Annotated in this window: 10 protein-coding genes; 4 read left to right on the forward strand and 6 right to left on the reverse strand. The window is 52.6% G+C overall.

Annotated elements, in window-relative coordinates; all coding sequences use genetic code 11:
- Position 1 precedes the first annotated feature (1 nt).
- From Q0915_RS12740 to Q0915_RS12760, 5 genes are all read right to left on the reverse strand, one after another.
- Positions 2-763, reverse strand: a complete 762-nt coding sequence (locus Q0915_RS12740) for a hypothetical protein (RefSeq protein WP_299471902.1) — start codon at positions 761-763, stop codon at positions 2-4.
- Complete coding sequence (locus Q0915_RS12745) at positions 760-1,986, reverse strand: hypothetical protein (protein WP_299471903.1); 1,227 nt, start codon at positions 1,984-1,986, stop codon at positions 760-762. The genes Q0915_RS12740 and Q0915_RS12745 overlap by 4 nt, the downstream gene beginning before the upstream one ends.
- A 1-nt stretch (position 1,987) precedes the next feature.
- Positions 1,988-2,659, reverse strand: a complete 672-nt coding sequence (locus Q0915_RS12750) for a polysaccharide deacetylase family protein (protein ID WP_299471904.1) — start codon at positions 2,657-2,659, stop codon at positions 1,988-1,990.
- Positions 2,660-2,813: 154 nt separating this feature from the next.
- Positions 2,814-4,055 carry a glycosyltransferase family 4 protein gene (locus Q0915_RS12755; protein ID WP_299471905.1) on the reverse strand — a complete coding sequence of 414 codons (1,242 nt, stop codon included), beginning with the start codon at positions 4,053-4,055 and terminating at the stop codon, positions 2,814-2,816.
- A 37-nt stretch (positions 4,056-4,092) separates the two neighbouring features.
- Positions 4,093-5,013, reverse strand: coding sequence for a glycosyltransferase family 2 protein (locus tag Q0915_RS12760; protein ID WP_299471906.1), 921 nt, complete (start codon positions 5,011-5,013; stop codon positions 4,093-4,095).
- A 427-nt stretch (positions 5,014-5,440) separates the two neighbouring features.
- Here Q0915_RS12760 and Q0915_RS12765 point away from each other — a divergent pair, with 427 nt between their 5' ends.
- The 3 genes from Q0915_RS12765 to Q0915_RS12775 all read left to right on the forward strand — a co-directional run bounded on the left by Q0915_RS12765 (position 5,441) and on the right by Q0915_RS12775 (position 9,305).
- On the forward strand, positions 5,441-6,706 hold the full coding sequence (locus Q0915_RS12765; RefSeq protein WP_299471907.1) for a hypothetical protein: 1,266 nt from the start codon (positions 5,441-5,443) through the stop codon (positions 6,704-6,706).
- Positions 6,707-7,043: 337 nt separating this feature from the next.
- Positions 7,044-8,111, forward strand: coding sequence for an acyltransferase (locus Q0915_RS12770; RefSeq protein WP_299471908.1), 1,068 nt, complete (start codon positions 7,044-7,046; stop codon positions 8,109-8,111).
- Between the two features lie 609 nt (positions 8,112-8,720).
- Positions 8,721-9,305 (forward strand): class I SAM-dependent methyltransferase, encoded by a 585-nt coding sequence (locus tag Q0915_RS12775; RefSeq protein ID WP_299471909.1) that lies wholly within the window; start codon positions 8,721-8,723, stop codon positions 9,303-9,305.
- Positions 9,306-9,571: 266 nt separating this feature from the next.
- Here the strand turns inward: Q0915_RS12775 and Q0915_RS12780 are convergent, their stop codons facing one another.
- The gene (locus Q0915_RS12780; protein ID WP_299471910.1) at positions 9,572-12,847 is read right to left on the reverse strand and encodes a LamG-like jellyroll fold domain-containing protein; all 3,276 of its coding nucleotides are present in this window, start codon (positions 12,845-12,847) and stop codon (positions 9,572-9,574) included.
- A 1,219-nt stretch (positions 12,848-14,066) separates the two neighbouring features.
- Between Q0915_RS12780 and Q0915_RS12785 the strand changes: the two genes are divergently transcribed.
- A complete protein-coding gene (locus Q0915_RS12785) occupies positions 14,067-15,596 on the forward strand; it encodes an oligosaccharide flippase family protein (protein ID WP_299471911.1) in 1,530 nt (509 codons plus the stop codon).
- Positions 15,597-15,688: the final 92 nt, after the last annotated feature.

The raw sequence follows: 15,688 nt of genomic DNA on the forward strand, positions 1-15,688 counted from the left end.
GTCACCTCTTGCCGGCTTTTCTGGTCTGGCTTTTGCGCGGCCCGGGTTTGAAACGCTTCAGGCCTTTCCTTGCTGTTTCCAGAGCGTCGGAGAATGGTGTCGAGATCTCGTTGCGCGCGTTGAAAATGCCGCGACCCATCAGCATCGGTTGAAGCCTTTGCTCCCGGATCGCTGCGACAAGTTCCTGCTCCAGATCCGCTCCCGCTACCTCGGTGCGATGTGTCAGGGGCCAGTAGTGGCGCAGACGGTGAAAATCGACACCGACCGTTGCGGGCAGGCCTGAGCTGGCAATCAGTGACTTCGCCTCTTTCCCGGGCGCGACGCCATCCGATTTCCGGTTCCAGACTTCAATACCGTCCAGGTAAGGAACAAAGGCCGCGTCGAATTTCTGGTACGCCTGTCGCCTGATCGGGTGGGCGAATATTGCCACACCGCCCGCCTTCTTGACCTTTTCAAGCGTTTCAAGGACGGGGCGATGCTCAGTTAGGAAGCGGGAAAGACCCCATGTCAGAATGTGAATGTCATTGTCGGGTGATGAATACTCAATACCAGGAATGAGCGTGCATTTCTCAGTCGAAGCGCTCGCGCATTCAGCCCGGTAGTCATCGAAATGCGCCGGATCGAATCCCGTGTCATGTTCGCTCATCATGACAGCGTCCACACCGCGGGCACCGAAGAAGTCCGCAATTTGCGCCAGGGTCCAATGACCGTCATAGGACCAGAGCGAGTGGGCGTGCAGCACCACGTTAAGCGTTCGCTTCATCTCTTGCGCTTCCTAATGCCATTCATAACAGTGGTCATCGCTTCGCGCAGGAAAAACGAGGGGAACCTTCGGTCGTAGTTATAGAACCGCGCCGGAGAATGAAGAGAAAACACGCCTAAGGCAGAGCGGAGGATATTCGGCCACTTTTGCGCATGGAACTTGCTTTTCGGTCCTTTGACAACAAACAACAGGTGCAAGATTTCACGCCCAAGGTGGCGGACACCTTGGCCGCCGGTGACGTCTGCCAACTCCGCAGGACGGAACTCAGGATCAAAGGCCTGCTCCACGGCCCAGAGTGGATATTCAAATCCGTGACGACGCGACAGTGCTGTGGATCCCCAAAGGCGTCCATTCAATTCGATGAACCAGCTGGTGCCCTTCTCATCCGTCAGTAGTTCGACCATGAAAGGCCCTTGCCAACCAACAGAACCGATAAAGGCCTTTACGGCCTGGACAAGCTCACTGTCAGGCTCAATCGACCGGCATGCGCTCGCGCCCGATCCGTGCGGGTTCATCATGCGAATTCGGCGGTGTCCGAATATGTGGGTGACACCGTCCTTTGAAGCAAATCCAAACACGCCCTCCCCGGTGCCGTGTATGAGCGGTTGCGCAAGTACCGGAAATGAAAACGCGTTGTCGTCCGGTAGTGTTTCCAAATCGCTCTCATCGAAAAGGTAGAAGGCGTCGCCCTTTCTGATCCGACCATTTTCGTCCAGCGAAATTGCCTTTGCCGGTTTGATAATTGCCGGAAACAAAGATGTTTCGAGAATCTCTTCGCGGGAATTGGCGACAAGTGTGGGTGGAACCGTCAGGCCTGCAGCTTGTGCTGCTTCGATCTGTACAGCCTTGTTAAGTGCAGTTTCCTTTTGCGCGCCGGTGGCATTTGCCAAAACCGGTATTCGGTCAAAGTCCTTGAGGGAACCGAAAGCCTCATTTGCCAGCCACAGGCTCGTGTCGTCGAGCGCCAGCAAAGCATCAATGTCCAGATTTTCACGAAGCAATTCCACGAGATCGTTTTTCGCCTGCTCGGCGTTTTGCTCAGGTGCGGTAATCAGATAAGGATCACCGACCGGCAAGTGTTTTGCGAGCGGTGCCGCAACGCCTCTTCTTTGAAAAACGCGCACCTTGTAGCCATTGCCATGCAAACTGAAAAACACTTCAGGCGCAGCCAGGGCATCTGCGAAGCCAATGAGAACGGTCTTTGCGTTTGGCTCGGTGTTCATTTTACAGCATCTGCTTCTTGGCTTTGGCAAGCGAGCGTCTCATGCGCCGAGCAACACTTTCATGACCGGCCAGAAAATTCTCCACGTCCTGTTGCGACGTGTCGGCCCGCACAGACCAGCGCGGGGTTGGAAAAGGTTTGCCGCGATAGCTTCCGCCGTCGCTTGAATAGGCGCGCTCATACCCGGCGGCCTTGAGCCGCTCCAGCGTGTTCTTGCCATATTGCCCGAATGGGATTGCGGCTTCCGTGATCTTTTCGCCGATACTGTCTTCCAACTGCGATCTTGCGTCCACCAGCTCCTTTTGCGCGCCGGCATCGTCAAGATTTTTCCAGCTCACATGATCATAGCCATGATTGCCAATCCGGTGCCCGAGGTGCAACAGCTCAAGCAAGTGCGAACGTCCAAGCGAGCCTTCGCTCTCCAGCCGCCCGGCCAGCGGGAAGAATGTTGCCGTCAGTTGCCGTTCACCCAGTTCCTTTGCTCCGATCTCGAGATCCGAGAGATTGCCGTCATCGAAGGTGATGATGGTCTTGTCTTTCACCGGTACGATAAGATCAAGAAACTGCCTGTATTGCTGCTCGCTGATCCAATAAGGCGCTTCCCCCTCCTCCAGAACCCGTTTCGGAGACCCAATTCCGTGAAAGTTTATGATCGACAATCTGCTGTTCTGCATGACGTCTAACACCCGCATTCATTGGCAAGACGATCAGCGCACAAGGTCAGATCAGGCGTTGCGCGTTCAGCAAGGCGTCCGACAGCGCTACGAAGGCCGGCAACTATTTGGAAAGTGACTTCCGGATCAAACACGTTCACATTCATCGGGTGTCTCAGCCTTCCTGCACAGTCTCACCAGACCCAAGGGTTTTCCTGTAGATCTTGATCAACCGGTCCGCCTTTTGCTCCCAGAGAGCTTCCTGCAAAACTTTTTGCCTTGCTGCGGTGCCAAGTCTTTGGCCAAGCTCGGGATCGAACGCGATCTTGCGTATGGCTGCGGCGAGATCTTCAGCAAGCTGTGACGGTGTCTTGACGTCCACCTGAAGTCCGCAGGTTTCGTCGACGATACTTCCCGGCCCTCCAAGACGCGTCGTGATCACCGGCAAGCTCCACCGCATGGCTTCATACAGGACGGCTCCCATGCTTTCGCGAAAACTCGGGAAAATGAGCAAATCCGACTGCCTGTAATGCGCTTCCACCTGGTCGCGCGGCAGACGACCCAGAAAAGTCACCCGATCCTGAACGCCCAGCTTTTCGGCCTCTGCGCGGCATTCCGGCAAATCATCACCATCACCTACGCAAACAAGCCGGACATGCGGCAGATCCTTGAGCAAGGCCAGGGCACGAACGCTATCTCTAAGCCCTTTCGTTCGTGTGACCCTTCCCACACTGAGCATTGTGAGTTCGCCGGGTTTGCGCGTTCTTGTGATCGGGTCGGGAACTTCATCGAGACCTATCGTCAAAAAGGGCTCGAACTTTCGAATTGGGGCCGCAGACATGACGTCTTCCATGTAGGGCGCTACTCCCATCACGAGATCCGCCTTGCCATAACTTGCGCGCAGCCAGGGGTCATAGCGGAAGCGAAATGGGTCCAGAAATCTAAGCTTTGTTGAGAGTTTCTCCGTGGTCGCCTCGTTCTGAAAGGCCGCAGGTGTCGGCAAGGATCCGCCGAGAGAGCCGATAACATAGGGGATTGGGAAAAACCGCAAAGCTGTCGGATAACGTGGTGCGGCCGGCAGCATCTGGTGGGCAATATCAAACTGCCTGCCCTTGGCCAGTTCCGCCGAAAGCCATTTTTTGACCTGGCGAGACAAATAAAAGACGTGCGGCTTGATCATTGTGCGGACAAACCTGTTTTTTGCCAGCCAACTCGGTTCCTGCCAGGTCACCACTTCCGCCTCGGGCAATTGACTGGCCAGTGGGGGGCCATTCGCAGCCTCTAGCGCCAAGATGGTCACGTCAGCATGCTTACACATCGCCTTTACAAGATGATGTGCCAGCGGTCCTTCACCGACATCGTGAATGCTCAAGTGCGGAGCGATGACAAGAACCTTAAGTCTCAAGTCGTTTCCCATTCAGCGGCTCAATCAATCGAAAACAGCGGGATTTGCTTCAAATAGACTTTGGCATTTCCGCGACGACTTTGCGGAAATGCTCCGCGCGGTCCCGCGCAGATGCCTTTCGTGTGAGTAACCCGTACGTCTTCCAGAACACAAACCGGCTTCCGTTAAAAAACATCAAAACAATCCAGGCACATGTTGCACTGATGTGGCCGTGATGCTTTCGATGCAACCGTATTGTGGCATCTGTCAGCATCACGTCGCGCTTGAAATTCAACTTTCGAGCGGAGCCCCCGCCCAGATGCGTGATCTCACCGACCGGAGCGCAGTGAACGCGCCACCCTGCCTCACGGAAGCGAACACACCAATCCGTCTCTTCGCCGAAGAAATAGAAATCCTCGTCCAGGACGCCGACTTCATCCATGGCGCTTTTGCGGACGGCCATGTAACAGCCCGCGACGACATCCACGTCCCGGGCATCGAGGCGATCCCAGTTCAGCATGCGGTATCGATCAAAGAACGGGATCGACTTGATGCGCCATAAACCTGTCGACAGGATCAAAAGGTTCAACAGGGAAGGAAACTGGCTCGTGTTCGGCTGCATGGTGCCGTCGGGGTTCAAGACGCGGCAGCCAAGAACCCCAATGTCGGGATGTTCGTCGAGATAATTGACCGTTTTCTTCAGCACATCGCCATGGACGATCGTGTCGGAATTCAACAACAGTACATGCTGGCCTTTCGCCAGCGCGAAACCTTGATTGTTTGCGGCGGCAAAGCCTCTGTTTTCCGTATTTTTAATGAGAATCGCACTGGGAAACTCGTTCTCCACCATCTCCGGGGAGCCGTCGGTGGATGCATTGTCGATGACAATGATTTCGGCGTCGATGCCGTCAAGATTTGGGTAGCAACTGCCCAGGCAATCCCGCAGCATGTCAATTGTATTCCAATTGACAATGACGATTGTAAGGTCCATTCGGCAATCCTGCTTAAGAAATCAAATCTATGTATGCAATAGTGACCCTTCCTCTAGATGACTTTTCAATGATTTTCCAGAGGTTTCAGCACCGGGTGGAAAAAACTCAATTCCATGGTAAAGGTTCGTCAGACACACAAATAATTCCAGCAAGTTTGACGGTTTCGATCCAATGCTGAGCATTGGAAGCAGTTTGATAGAAAACTACCTTTAAGATCTCTTCGTGTTCAAAAAAGAACTTTGCAAATTCAAGGAACTGAACCCGACAAGCTGCGGCAGCGCAGCCCCAGTCGATGACCCGGGCGCTGCCTCGCCGGACGGTTTCCCAGGTTGGACAAAATAAACCGAAAATGTAATTACTCCTGCCGGAAAAAACCCATGGCTGAATTGTCGCCTACCTGCTCAACGCACGAGAAAGCAAACATTCATGAATAGCTTAAAGGCGCGCGCGCGCGAGGCGATGCCCCCCCAATTGCGCGAAGTCCTCAGATATTTCCGCCGGGCGCTGGACCCGATCCCGATTGAAACGCGCGTTATTAGACCCAACACATTCAAGGCCGATCCTGACGAAAAACCCAGGCTGACGCTAATCCTGCCATCCCTTTCCAAAAAGAAGGCATTCGGTGGGGTCACGACGACAAGAGACTTCTTTTTCGAGCTGACGGCCGCAGTCAACCGGGATCTTCCACTTGATGTCCGGATTATCGTCGAGGATCCTTACGATCCCGAAGACTCAATCCTCGCGGACACGACGGGGATTACGATTGAGAGCCTTCAGTCGACGAACCGCTCGATCTCGACGCGCAAGCGGGACCTTTTTCTGGTCTATAACTGGTGGATTGCTCTTAATCTCGACCCTGTTCTTGAGGCGCAGGCGGCTCACTTTTCACAGCCGATCCTGACAAAATTCTATATCTTCCAGGAATATGAACCAAATTTTTATCCATTTTCCTCGGCCAATATTATGGCAACCGCCGCAATCAACGCCAAAAATCCGCAGAATATTATCTTCAACACAAAAGAGCTTCTTGATTACTATCACGCACTGAACAACCGCTGTGACAGACACTACGTTCTGGAACCTGTTCTCTCGCCCGCGATCCGGCCGTTTCTGGACCGCCTTTCGTCGACGGAGAAGGAACGGATCATACTCGTCTACGGGCGGCGCAATATCGACCGCAACTGCTTCAGCATCCTGGAAGAAGGGCTGAAGGCTTTTGCGAAGCAAATGCCCGAAAACAAATCGGTTGAAGACGGCGGTTGGACGGTCTGCTCCGCCGGCCTGAAACACCGCGACATTCCCCTCGGCAACGGCTTTACACTCAAGTCTCTCGGCAAACTCAGCCTCGACGATTACGGCGCTTTGCTGTGCCGGTCGGCGGTCGGCGTGTCACTCATGGCATCCCCTCACCCCAGCTATCCGCCATTGGAAATGGCCCATTTCGGGATGCGCACAATCACGAACAATTATGCCAACAAGGACATGACGAAGCGCCACGAAAACCTGCTACCGCTTGAACAGGCCCTGCCTGCCGATCTCGGAAACACGCTGGCTGAAACGTGCCGAACCTTCGAGGAAACGCCTGAACTCGGCCTTAAGGCGCAAACGCATATGCCAAGTTTTATTGAAGGTGGAAACTTCTCCTGCCTGGAAGACGTAGCACAGGATTTCAGAAACATTTTGGCGCAGTAAGGCTTCCTGCCCCAAACGTTTGCCTGGGGCCAAAACCGATACATCATCATGCGTCGAGCAAAGGACTCGCAGCAAAAAAGCATGTTCGGCACCGATCGGGATATTGAGATTAACCCTGTTGACGGAACGATTTTGGAGGTCTTTTCAAATGGGCGTCCCTCAACTACGGTAGGGTAATAGTAAGCATACAGCAGTGTCTTGACGTGCACTTTCATTCCGGCAGACACTTATTGGTGTGCCTCGCCGGGCAGTTTGCACCACGTGCTATTGATTAGATTTATGAAGCAGCCGCGCTTAAGGATCGAATTCGACCGGCTAAACCTATTGGTTTTCGTTTATGATACTTGAAGACGTTTCAAAGGGACGCGACAACAACCTCAACCTGTTGCGCATGCTGGCTGCAACAGGTGTGCTTGTGTCCCATGCATGGCCTATTGCCCTGGGTCCTGACACGCTGGAACCACTTTATGGTGCCACAGGTCATTCGCTCGGCTCGATCTGCGTTCACATCTTCTTCGCGATCTCGGGCTTCTTGATCGCGGCGAGTTTTCTGCGCTCTTCAACGCTCACCCGGTTTACACTAGCACGCGTCTTGAGACTGTTTCCGGCTCTGGCTGTTTCCTTGCTGTTTGTCGCACTTGTCATGGGACCAGCGGTCACCAGTCTGCCGGTTATGGAGTACCTGTTCGCCTACGAAACTTGGTCCTTCATCATACGCAACCTTGGTCTCGTTCAGCTGCAGTTCGAACTGCCGGGCGTGTTCACGGACAACCCCTACCCCAAAGTTGAAGGCTCCATTTGGACACTGGTGCATGAAGTCGCCTGCTATCTTTGCGTCTTTTTGGCAGGCATTTTCGGTGTCTTGAAAAACAGGCGCCTTGCGAGTCTTTTTCTTTTGGCCGGGCTTGGCGGATGGCTGCTGATTTTTTACGCCTCGCTGCCGCTACCGGTTAAAGTCGACTCATTCCTGAAACTCGCTCTACCGTTCGCGATTGGCACTGCGGCCTGGCTCTGGCGCGACCGGATAAGGCTCTCGCTTCCTGCGGCCGCCGGCCTCTTTCTTCTATGGTATTTGTTGTTCTGGCTTATCGGAAAATCACCGATAACGGATGTCGCGTTTTCTGTTGCCCTCACCTACGCCGTGTTTTGGTTCGGCTACGCACCTTCAGGTCTCCTGCGAGTTTATAACAACGTCGGTGACTATTCTTATGGAATGTATGTTTATGCCTTTCCGCTTCAGGGATTTGTCATATGGTATTGGGGTCAGCAGTCACCGGCCATGAACATCGCCTTGTCTTTCCCGCTCACCCTGGCTTGCGCAGTTGTGTCTTGGCACCTGGTGGAAAAACCGGCGCTCGATAGCCTGAAGCCGCTCATGAAGCGGCTTGAGCCGGCATCAACATGATAGGCAATCGAAATCGGTGCAGGTAACACGCGCCTTTTTCATCACTCCTTGAAATTCGCACCAGGTCACCCCTGACCGTCGAAAACGCACGCTGGTGCGTGCTCGTCGGAACATGTTCGTCAATGCCCTGACACTGATTGTGTCCTCGTTTGTTGTGATAAGCGTGCTGCTCCAGCGAGACGTGTGTGATCAATCTCTTCCTGGTTTTCTTTAGCGGCCACCCGATGTTGCCGGCTGAGAACTTGTTGCCTGCCAGCCAAACACAAGAAAGAAGATAATCCAGCGCATGTTGCTGTTACATTTCAGCTTCTTTACGCAGCGCAATTTCTCGTCTAACCTCCATTTGATTTAAAAAATTATAGTATAAATGGAGTTATTGGCATGCGTTTATACAGTTTGTCCAAGCACCGATTTAAAGGGCTTATTCGGAAGTTCATCCCGTCAACGGTCAGAGACAAAATACAGAACTCCGTCCCAATCAAATTTGAAGTTCATCATGCAAGTCCCGACACATGGACTGCCAATCACTTACCAAAGTTCTTTGTCGATGCTCCTGAGTTTTCTGAGACGTTCGCGCACATTGACGAGCAAACACGAAAAACAGCAAAGATGGGTGCTCACCCGCTTTGGGAGGGTTATGAAGGCCTGAAGGACTACCCGGCAGCAACAACTGCATCGTCCAGAGACGCACAGCAAGTCAGCACCAAACAGAAAACAGGTCGCTTTTTCTCCTGGCTGGTGAACTCACTCAAGCCGAAAGAGATCGTCGAGATCGGAGGGGCTTACGGTGTATCAGGCATGTATTGGTGCGCGGGTTTGAAAGCCAATGGAACCGGCAATTTTACAAGCTTTGAGCCCAATGAGGTCTGGGGCAAAATCGCTGAGGCGAACATACAAAGCGTTCTTGAAAGAGGCCGCCTGGTAACCGGTCCCTTTGAGGAAAATCAGGACAAAGCGCCGAGTGAAATCGATCTGGCCTTCATTGACGCGATACACACGCCCGAATTTGTTGAACCGCAATTGAACCTCGTCCTTGAAAGAGCCAACCCGGGCGCATTGATCGTGTTGGACGACATCGAGTTTTCAAAGCCGATGCTCGATTACTGGAAGGACCTGAGGAAAGATCCACGGTTTGCCGCAGCATTTGAGCTGACATCGCGCGTCGGCGTCCTTGAGTTGGCCAAGCATCACTAGCTTACGACCTGCAGCCGCATTTCGGGGCCAACAGGCGCCCGTGTTGCATGTTGTTCGATCTTTGTGGCGTTCCCTTTGGATCACAATTGCCAAGCGGTGCTTTGTGCAGAGACCCTCATTCGAGATGCCTGAGTGCCGCTTGTGAAGCGGCCTCAGCCGGCTTCGACGAAACAAAAAAGGCACGGAATACTCCGCGCCTTTTTGCAGTTCGTCGATGCTATTGACCCAACCTAACCCGCCTGGGGCATCAGGTCCGAACCTGTTGTCTAGAACAAGTTGATATCATCAAAACCTTGCAGAAGATGGTTGTTTTCGATCGTCAGATTTGAGTCGATCAGGACCTGCTGACCACTCTCCTGAGACACGGCTACGCGAAAGAAATCCCTGCCATCAACCGTCTCGGTCGCGAGGTAGTGCAGTTCCTCATGGATTACCAGGGTGTCCAGATCATCGCCGCGCACCATCGCGTCGCCATCATTGTTGTCGACCAGTCTGAAGGTCCACATATCCATGGTATTGGCGACACCATTCTCCATATCGAAACGTTCTACTGACCAGTGTCCGCTCGTCGGCCTGATGTCTCCGGCCTGATCGAAATAGATCGTATCGATGCCGGCACCACCCCAGTAGGTATCATCCTCATCGTAAAGGAAGGTATCTGCTTCGTTTGTACCCGCCAGCTTTTCACGTGCAACCGAACCGCGCAGCAAGTCGGAGGCATCGATCCCTCGCTCTTCAAGCTTGTCAGCGGCATGTTGCTCAATTTCGTGAAGAGCAGAACCGTTGAAGGTCACATTCATCGCCGCATCGACGTAGACCTCCCGCGCACTGTCATATGGGTTTTGATAGCTCACGACGTGGAAATCATTGCCATTTATTTGGGTAACGCCCTTGTAGTACGCGTGCCCGCTAATGTCGGCTGTGTCGATGCTTTCACCGAAGACAAAGAAGCCACTTTCCCATCCTTTGCTGTAGAAAGTGTCATTCACCTCGATCAGGTTTTCCTTGCCGTTGACGAGACTGAAGCCCTCAATGCTCTGCTTCCTGATGCCGTTGTTGACCTCGCCGGCCTCGTTGAACTGAATGACGTCAAAGCCCTCACCACCCCGATAGAAATCGACGATGCTGTTATGGACGAACAGGTCGCTGTCATCGGTGCCCCAAAGGTTGTTGACCGAATTGTAGGTGCCGATGTTGGTCTCGTTTCCTTCGAATGTGTTCTCAAAGCCGGCCGCTATCATTTGCTCCAGCTTCGTTTGATAGTCGACCGGATCTACTGAAACCTGATCATCGTCGTCTGAAGACACATCGTCGTCATCCGAATCCGATCCAGGATCATCCTTCGGGGCTGTACCCGGATCGCCATCGTCGGTCTTTGAACCGCCATCATCGGAAACCCCGTCATCGACATCGCCTTCTGATGTCAGCAGCGCGTTCGCAATTTTTTCCTGCGAAACTTCACCGTTTCCATCATTTTTGTCAGCCAGGAACAGACTGGAAGCGACTTTTGCAGCATCCGCGTCCGCGGCGACTGAAAGCATGGTCAGGGAATCGACGTTGGCGTTTGCCGTGTCGAGGTACCCAAGCATCAGGTTCCAGCTTTGCAGCGGCTTCACTTTGCCGCTCATCTCACCGGATGCGACCTCAGCACCGTCAATATACATCGTGACCGTGTTGTTGGTGCTGTCCATTGAAACGGTAAAGTGGTGCCAATCAGTGTCCGTTATCGCGACATCTGAAACAAGGTCGGTCCGGCCCCCGTCATCGGTAAAGACCGTGAACTTGACAGTCCCATCGTCCTGAATGCTTGCCTGATATGAGGTGTAAAGGTTCAGGAAGTCACCGCCACCGCCATCTGTTTCATTACGCTGAAGGCCAATGGAAATCGTCATTTCTTCGTGGTCGAAGATCTGCAGATTCTTACTGCGGCTGAAGACGACGAGTTCTTCACCATCGGAGATGTTGATGCCATCATCGGTAACCGAATTTGCATCGTAGGTGTAACCGGATGAAAAGTAATCGGCGAAATCGACAAGCTTCCCGTCATTGACCGCAACGCTTACGAGCAACGGGCTTTTCGCCTCAACAGAGCCAACGCTGGAATCGCTGACACCATTTTCCGTTTCCACCGTCAGTTCGACTTTCTGGATACCGGCATCGCCGAAATCATGTTCGATGACTTTGCCGGTTTTTACCGTTCCGTCCTCGAAAACCCATTTGTATGTCGCATCACCGTCGCCCAGATAACCATCAGGTCCCGAAGAGAGGCCCGCGTCGAACGTGAACGTGGTTTCCGATCCCGCCACGGCGCTGACTTCAAAACGGGCAACTAAGGCGTCGGACGCAGCATCGATGGTCGACATGTCGGCACCGATGTCGACACCACCCAGGGGGCCGTCAGGATCGATAGCGAGCTGGTCGTAGCTTGTTTTTCCGCCGGCACCCAGGTTTACAAGAACCTTGTCAGCGTAATTGTCCGCTTTCTCGTTCGTATAGTTGACATCGTAGTTGTTGCTGAGATTGCTGCCTTCGGGGGCTGAAACCGTCGTCGCGATGTTGTTCGTGATGCTCACGTCCGAATTCGTCGCGTCGATATTGATCGACGGCGGGTACAATATGTGCTCAACCGACGTTTGCGGATTGTAGATTACGGTGTTGTTGTTCACCTCAACGCCGTTTGCCTTGCCGACGGTAATTCCATGGACCGAGTTGGTGTAAACGAAGTTGTTCTCGATCGTGATGTCGCTGAAATAAAGGTCGGCTGTGTCAACATCATCGCCTGCCAGAAACCCATCGGCCGCTTCGTTTCGCAGGAAGATGCCCTGCGCGGCAGCACCGCTTCCAGAATCGAGTATGTTGTTTGAGATCGTAATGTTTTCAGACACTTGCTCCGGGCGAATAGCCCAAAGCTGTATAAAGTCCGTGTGGTTGATATCGGCAGCAGCTCCGAAGAAGTCGTGGATGTAGTTGCTGTCGATGACAACGTTCTGCACCGACCCCATGCGGATGCCGTCACCTTGCAACTCCGTTATCTCATTGTCGGAGATGCTGATATTGTCGGACTCTGAAACGGAAAGACCGTGGAAGTAGTGTTCGACCAGGTTGTTTTCGAACACAAAACCATCAACGTATTTGACGTTTGCCATGGTTTCTGCGGGCGACTGGGTGTCGAGATCCGTCAGTGCTTCCGTCGCATCACCGTGGAGATAGGAATTTGTGATCGAGACGTCTTTTGAAAACTCAATTCTTACGTCCGGCTTCCACTCGGCGCGCTCGTCCTGCATGGCGTCAGAATTGACTTCGATGCCATCGAAATGCACACCGGCTGAGTCCCTCACCACGATATTTCCGATCACCGATTTGCTGTCGGGATTCTCAGATGTAATAGTGATACCAGTCGCACCAAAATCCGAGTTCAATATTATGATGTCATATGGATCGTCAGCGCTGTTTTCAGCAAGTATGATGGTGTCCCCATCAGATACTTTACTGACGATCGCATTGAACTCATCTGTATTCGATACGTAATACTGGTTAGCCATTATTTAGCCGCCCTTGTTCTCACACTAAAGCTGATCACGTTTTCCAACAGATTCATTGAGATTGGTTTTGAGCAGATACTAAAATTTGAATCGATATTGAGGACGGACGGATTGCCACGACAGGCGGTGCTCCCAAGCCAGTTTCTTGCCATGGCGCGGTTATAAATTTCCGCTGTTGAGGATGAATTTAATTTTGGCTGTCCGCGGGAGTTTCAATGCGTTTATCCCGGCTTAATTTCCGGGACCTGTTGACGACCCTTCTTTGGAGATTTCGGCGTGAGGAAATTTTGGAATAAGTTGCGACGTCCGCAGATCTTTACGCGGTCGCCGGTCTGCTCTCAGACGGGCGAAATCACAAGAAAAACCCTAAACTGCAGATGCAATAAAACTATTTTAGATCAATATTCTATATTGTTTTTTGAAACTATCCGTTGTCGTGAGGCTCGTCCGGACACCGTGGAGAATGAACGACTATCCGATGTTAGAATCTCATCATGCAACGGCGTTTTGAATCCCGGAACAAGTTGCCATTCACCGCCTTCATCCAGGCCATATTCCAAGCAGCTGATCAGGTGTGTCAAGGCGTCAAGGAACGGTCTATAAAACGCTACCCGGCAAGATGAGAAACACGATTCTTACCGCAGCGCGGAATCCAAGTTAACCTTCTTGACGAAAAGGGAATGAAAAATCCGATTTTCAACTTGCGCGGTGTCGGTGGCGGGTGCTCGAGAGTCAAAGAGTGAATTGATTTCTTAACTTATGAGGATCAGTCGCTCGATATCCTGTACGCCCGACCTGCGAAAGACTTCGATGAGAGCTTCCTTGTGACCTTGTTGGGATTCAGGGAAAAGGCTTTGACTGCCCGGCTCCAATGCTGCCCCCTGTTTCTTTTCTTCTGCCGACAACCGCAGACCTGCCTTTTACTGCCGGAAAAACGCAGAAAAATGCCCCTATTTCTTGCTGTTATGTTTCTTTAAATCATGTATTAAGTGCACCGTGTCATTACTCATCCGTTGGATATGAAGCGCGTATCACCTGCGCCCAACAGGAACCCTAACTAATAGAACCATTTCATCAGTCTAATGAATGATGCATTTTTCTCGGTTGCTCTTCTGCGATTGCAGACGGCATCACCGCGGCAAATTGAAGAGCGGTGCGAAAACATGTTTAGATTAGGACATTCTTCCTCTTCGCATTCCATGTGCGGAATCGTAACTCCATGAGTGACGGTCCGACACAAGATCTGACGGCGGCGTCGCGCTCAACCGGCCACGGGCAAAAAGTGCTCGGCAGCGCCTCTTGGCTCGTAGCCGGTTCAATTTTGATCAGGCTTTTCAGTGTTCTCAATATCTTTGTCCTGTCGCGCATCCTTTCACCGGATGACTTCGGAACAATGGCGCTGGCACTTATCGCCGTCGGCTTGTCGACCGCCTTCATAAACCGGCAGTTCGACTTGATCCTCATCCGCACCCACGATCTTGAGCGGGAGCATTTCGACAACGCATTCACAATGTCGATTTTGATGGGAGTATTCCTGGCCGGTGCTATCTGCTGCGCGGCGGCGGTTTTCTCCTGGTTCGGAAACGACAAGTTTTCCCTGATCTATCTTTCCGTTGCCGCCCTGCCGCTCATCGACAGCCTGAAAAGCACCCGGTTTCTCAAGTTCGAGCAGGCCAATAACATGCGGCCCAACGTCATTGTGGGTCTCGTCGGCAAGATTGTTCAGATTGCTGTCGGAATCGGATTGGCCCTGTGGCTGCAGAATTATTGGGCTCTAATTATTGCGGCCTATGGGTTCAGTATTACCCGGGCGGTGCTGACATATGTCTTTGCGCCTTATCGCCCACGCATCTGTTTTACCCAGTGGAAAATGTTTTTAGGTGTAGGTGGCTGGCTGAGTGGTGTCGGTTTTATCGGCTACGGCATGACAGCCGGAGACACCGTTATCGTTGGCATTTTCATGACCACGACCGCTGTCGGTTATTTGAGTATCAGTCTGGAACTCATCCGTCTCACGTCCGACTTCGTGGCGAACAGCCTCAGCCGCGCAATCTATCCGGCATTTGCAAGAATGCGGGACGACAAACAGCGTGTGATGAACGCATATGCCAAGTCTCAGGCGCTGGTGATGTTTTTGATGTTTCCGATCGGGTGCGGCCTCGGCCTGACCGCATCGGAGTTTATCCCGCTCTTTCTTGGCACCAGCTGGCTGGCCGCCGTCCCTGTCATTCAGATAATAGCTCCGTTTAATGCGCTTGGAATGCTGGTCTACATGATCCAGCCGATCCTGATTGCTCAAAATGACGTCAGAAGCCTTTTCCTGCGCAATCTTGCGGTTTTCGTGGTTTTTGTTCTTGGACTATTTCTTCTCGTTCCCACGCTCGGTCTCCTTGGAGCGGCCTTGTCCCGGATACCAACGGCATTCGTGCATGTGATACTGTCGATCAAGCGCGCCGAGACTGCCACGCAATTGAATGTTGCCGGGCATCTCCGGCTCTTGTGGCGAAGTCTGGTCGCGACTTTCACAATGACAGCTGTGTTGCTCGCCCTATGGCCTATTTCGAACGAGGGCGATAGTGGTGGGACAACCCTCGCTTTTATCCTGGCAGCCAAGATATTCATGGGCGGGACAACATATTGCCTCACTCACGGTCTCCTCTGGCTCGTGTCAGGAAGGCCGAAGGGTGTCGAGACTCATATGTTCGAGATCGCCTCGGGCGTCGTCAGCAAGGTTCGGAGCAAATTGTGAACGATACTAGCGGTGTCAATTTCCGCTGCCAAATTGTTGTTTTTAAGATTTTGTTTTTGAGCACATGAGAAACGATAATGTGTGGTTCAAAA

This window comes from uncultured Roseibium sp. (assembly GCF_947494555.1).
In the GTDB taxonomy this organism is placed as follows: domain Bacteria; phylum Pseudomonadota; class Alphaproteobacteria; order Rhizobiales; family Stappiaceae; genus Roseibium.

Bases quoted from the DNA above. Each gene is read 5' to 3' on its own strand.
- Q0915_RS12740 (WP_299471902.1), bottom strand. From the start codon at position 763: ATGAAGCGAACGCTTAACGTGGTGCTGCACGCCCACTCGCTCTGGTCC.
- Q0915_RS12745 (WP_299471903.1), bottom strand. From the start codon at position 1,986: ATGAACACCGAGCCAAACGCAAAGACCGTTCTCATTGGCTTCGCAGAT.
- Q0915_RS12750 (WP_299471904.1), bottom strand. From the start codon at position 2,659: ATGCAGAACAGCAGATTGTCGATCATAAACTTTCACGGAATTGGGTCT.
- Q0915_RS12755 (WP_299471905.1), bottom strand. From the start codon at position 4,055: ATGGGAAACGACTTGAGACTTAAGGTTCTTGTCATCGCTCCGCACTTG.
- Q0915_RS12760 (WP_299471906.1), bottom strand. From the start codon at position 5,013: ATGGACCTTACAATCGTCATTGTCAATTGGAATACAATTGACATGCTG.
- Q0915_RS12765 (WP_299471907.1), top strand. From the start codon at position 5,441: ATGAATAGCTTAAAGGCGCGCGCGCGCGAGGCGATGCCCCCCCAATTG.
- Q0915_RS12770 (WP_299471908.1), top strand. From the start codon at position 7,044: ATGATACTTGAAGACGTTTCAAAGGGACGCGACAACAACCTCAACCTG.
- Q0915_RS12775 (WP_299471909.1), top strand. From the start codon at position 8,721: ATGGGTGCTCACCCGCTTTGGGAGGGTTATGAAGGCCTGAAGGACTAC.
- Q0915_RS12780 (WP_299471910.1), bottom strand. From the start codon at position 12,847: ATGGCTAACCAGTATTACGTATCGAATACAGATGAGTTCAATGCGATC.
- Q0915_RS12785 (WP_299471911.1), top strand. From the start codon at position 14,067: ATGAGTGACGGTCCGACACAAGATCTGACGGCGGCGTCGCGCTCAACC.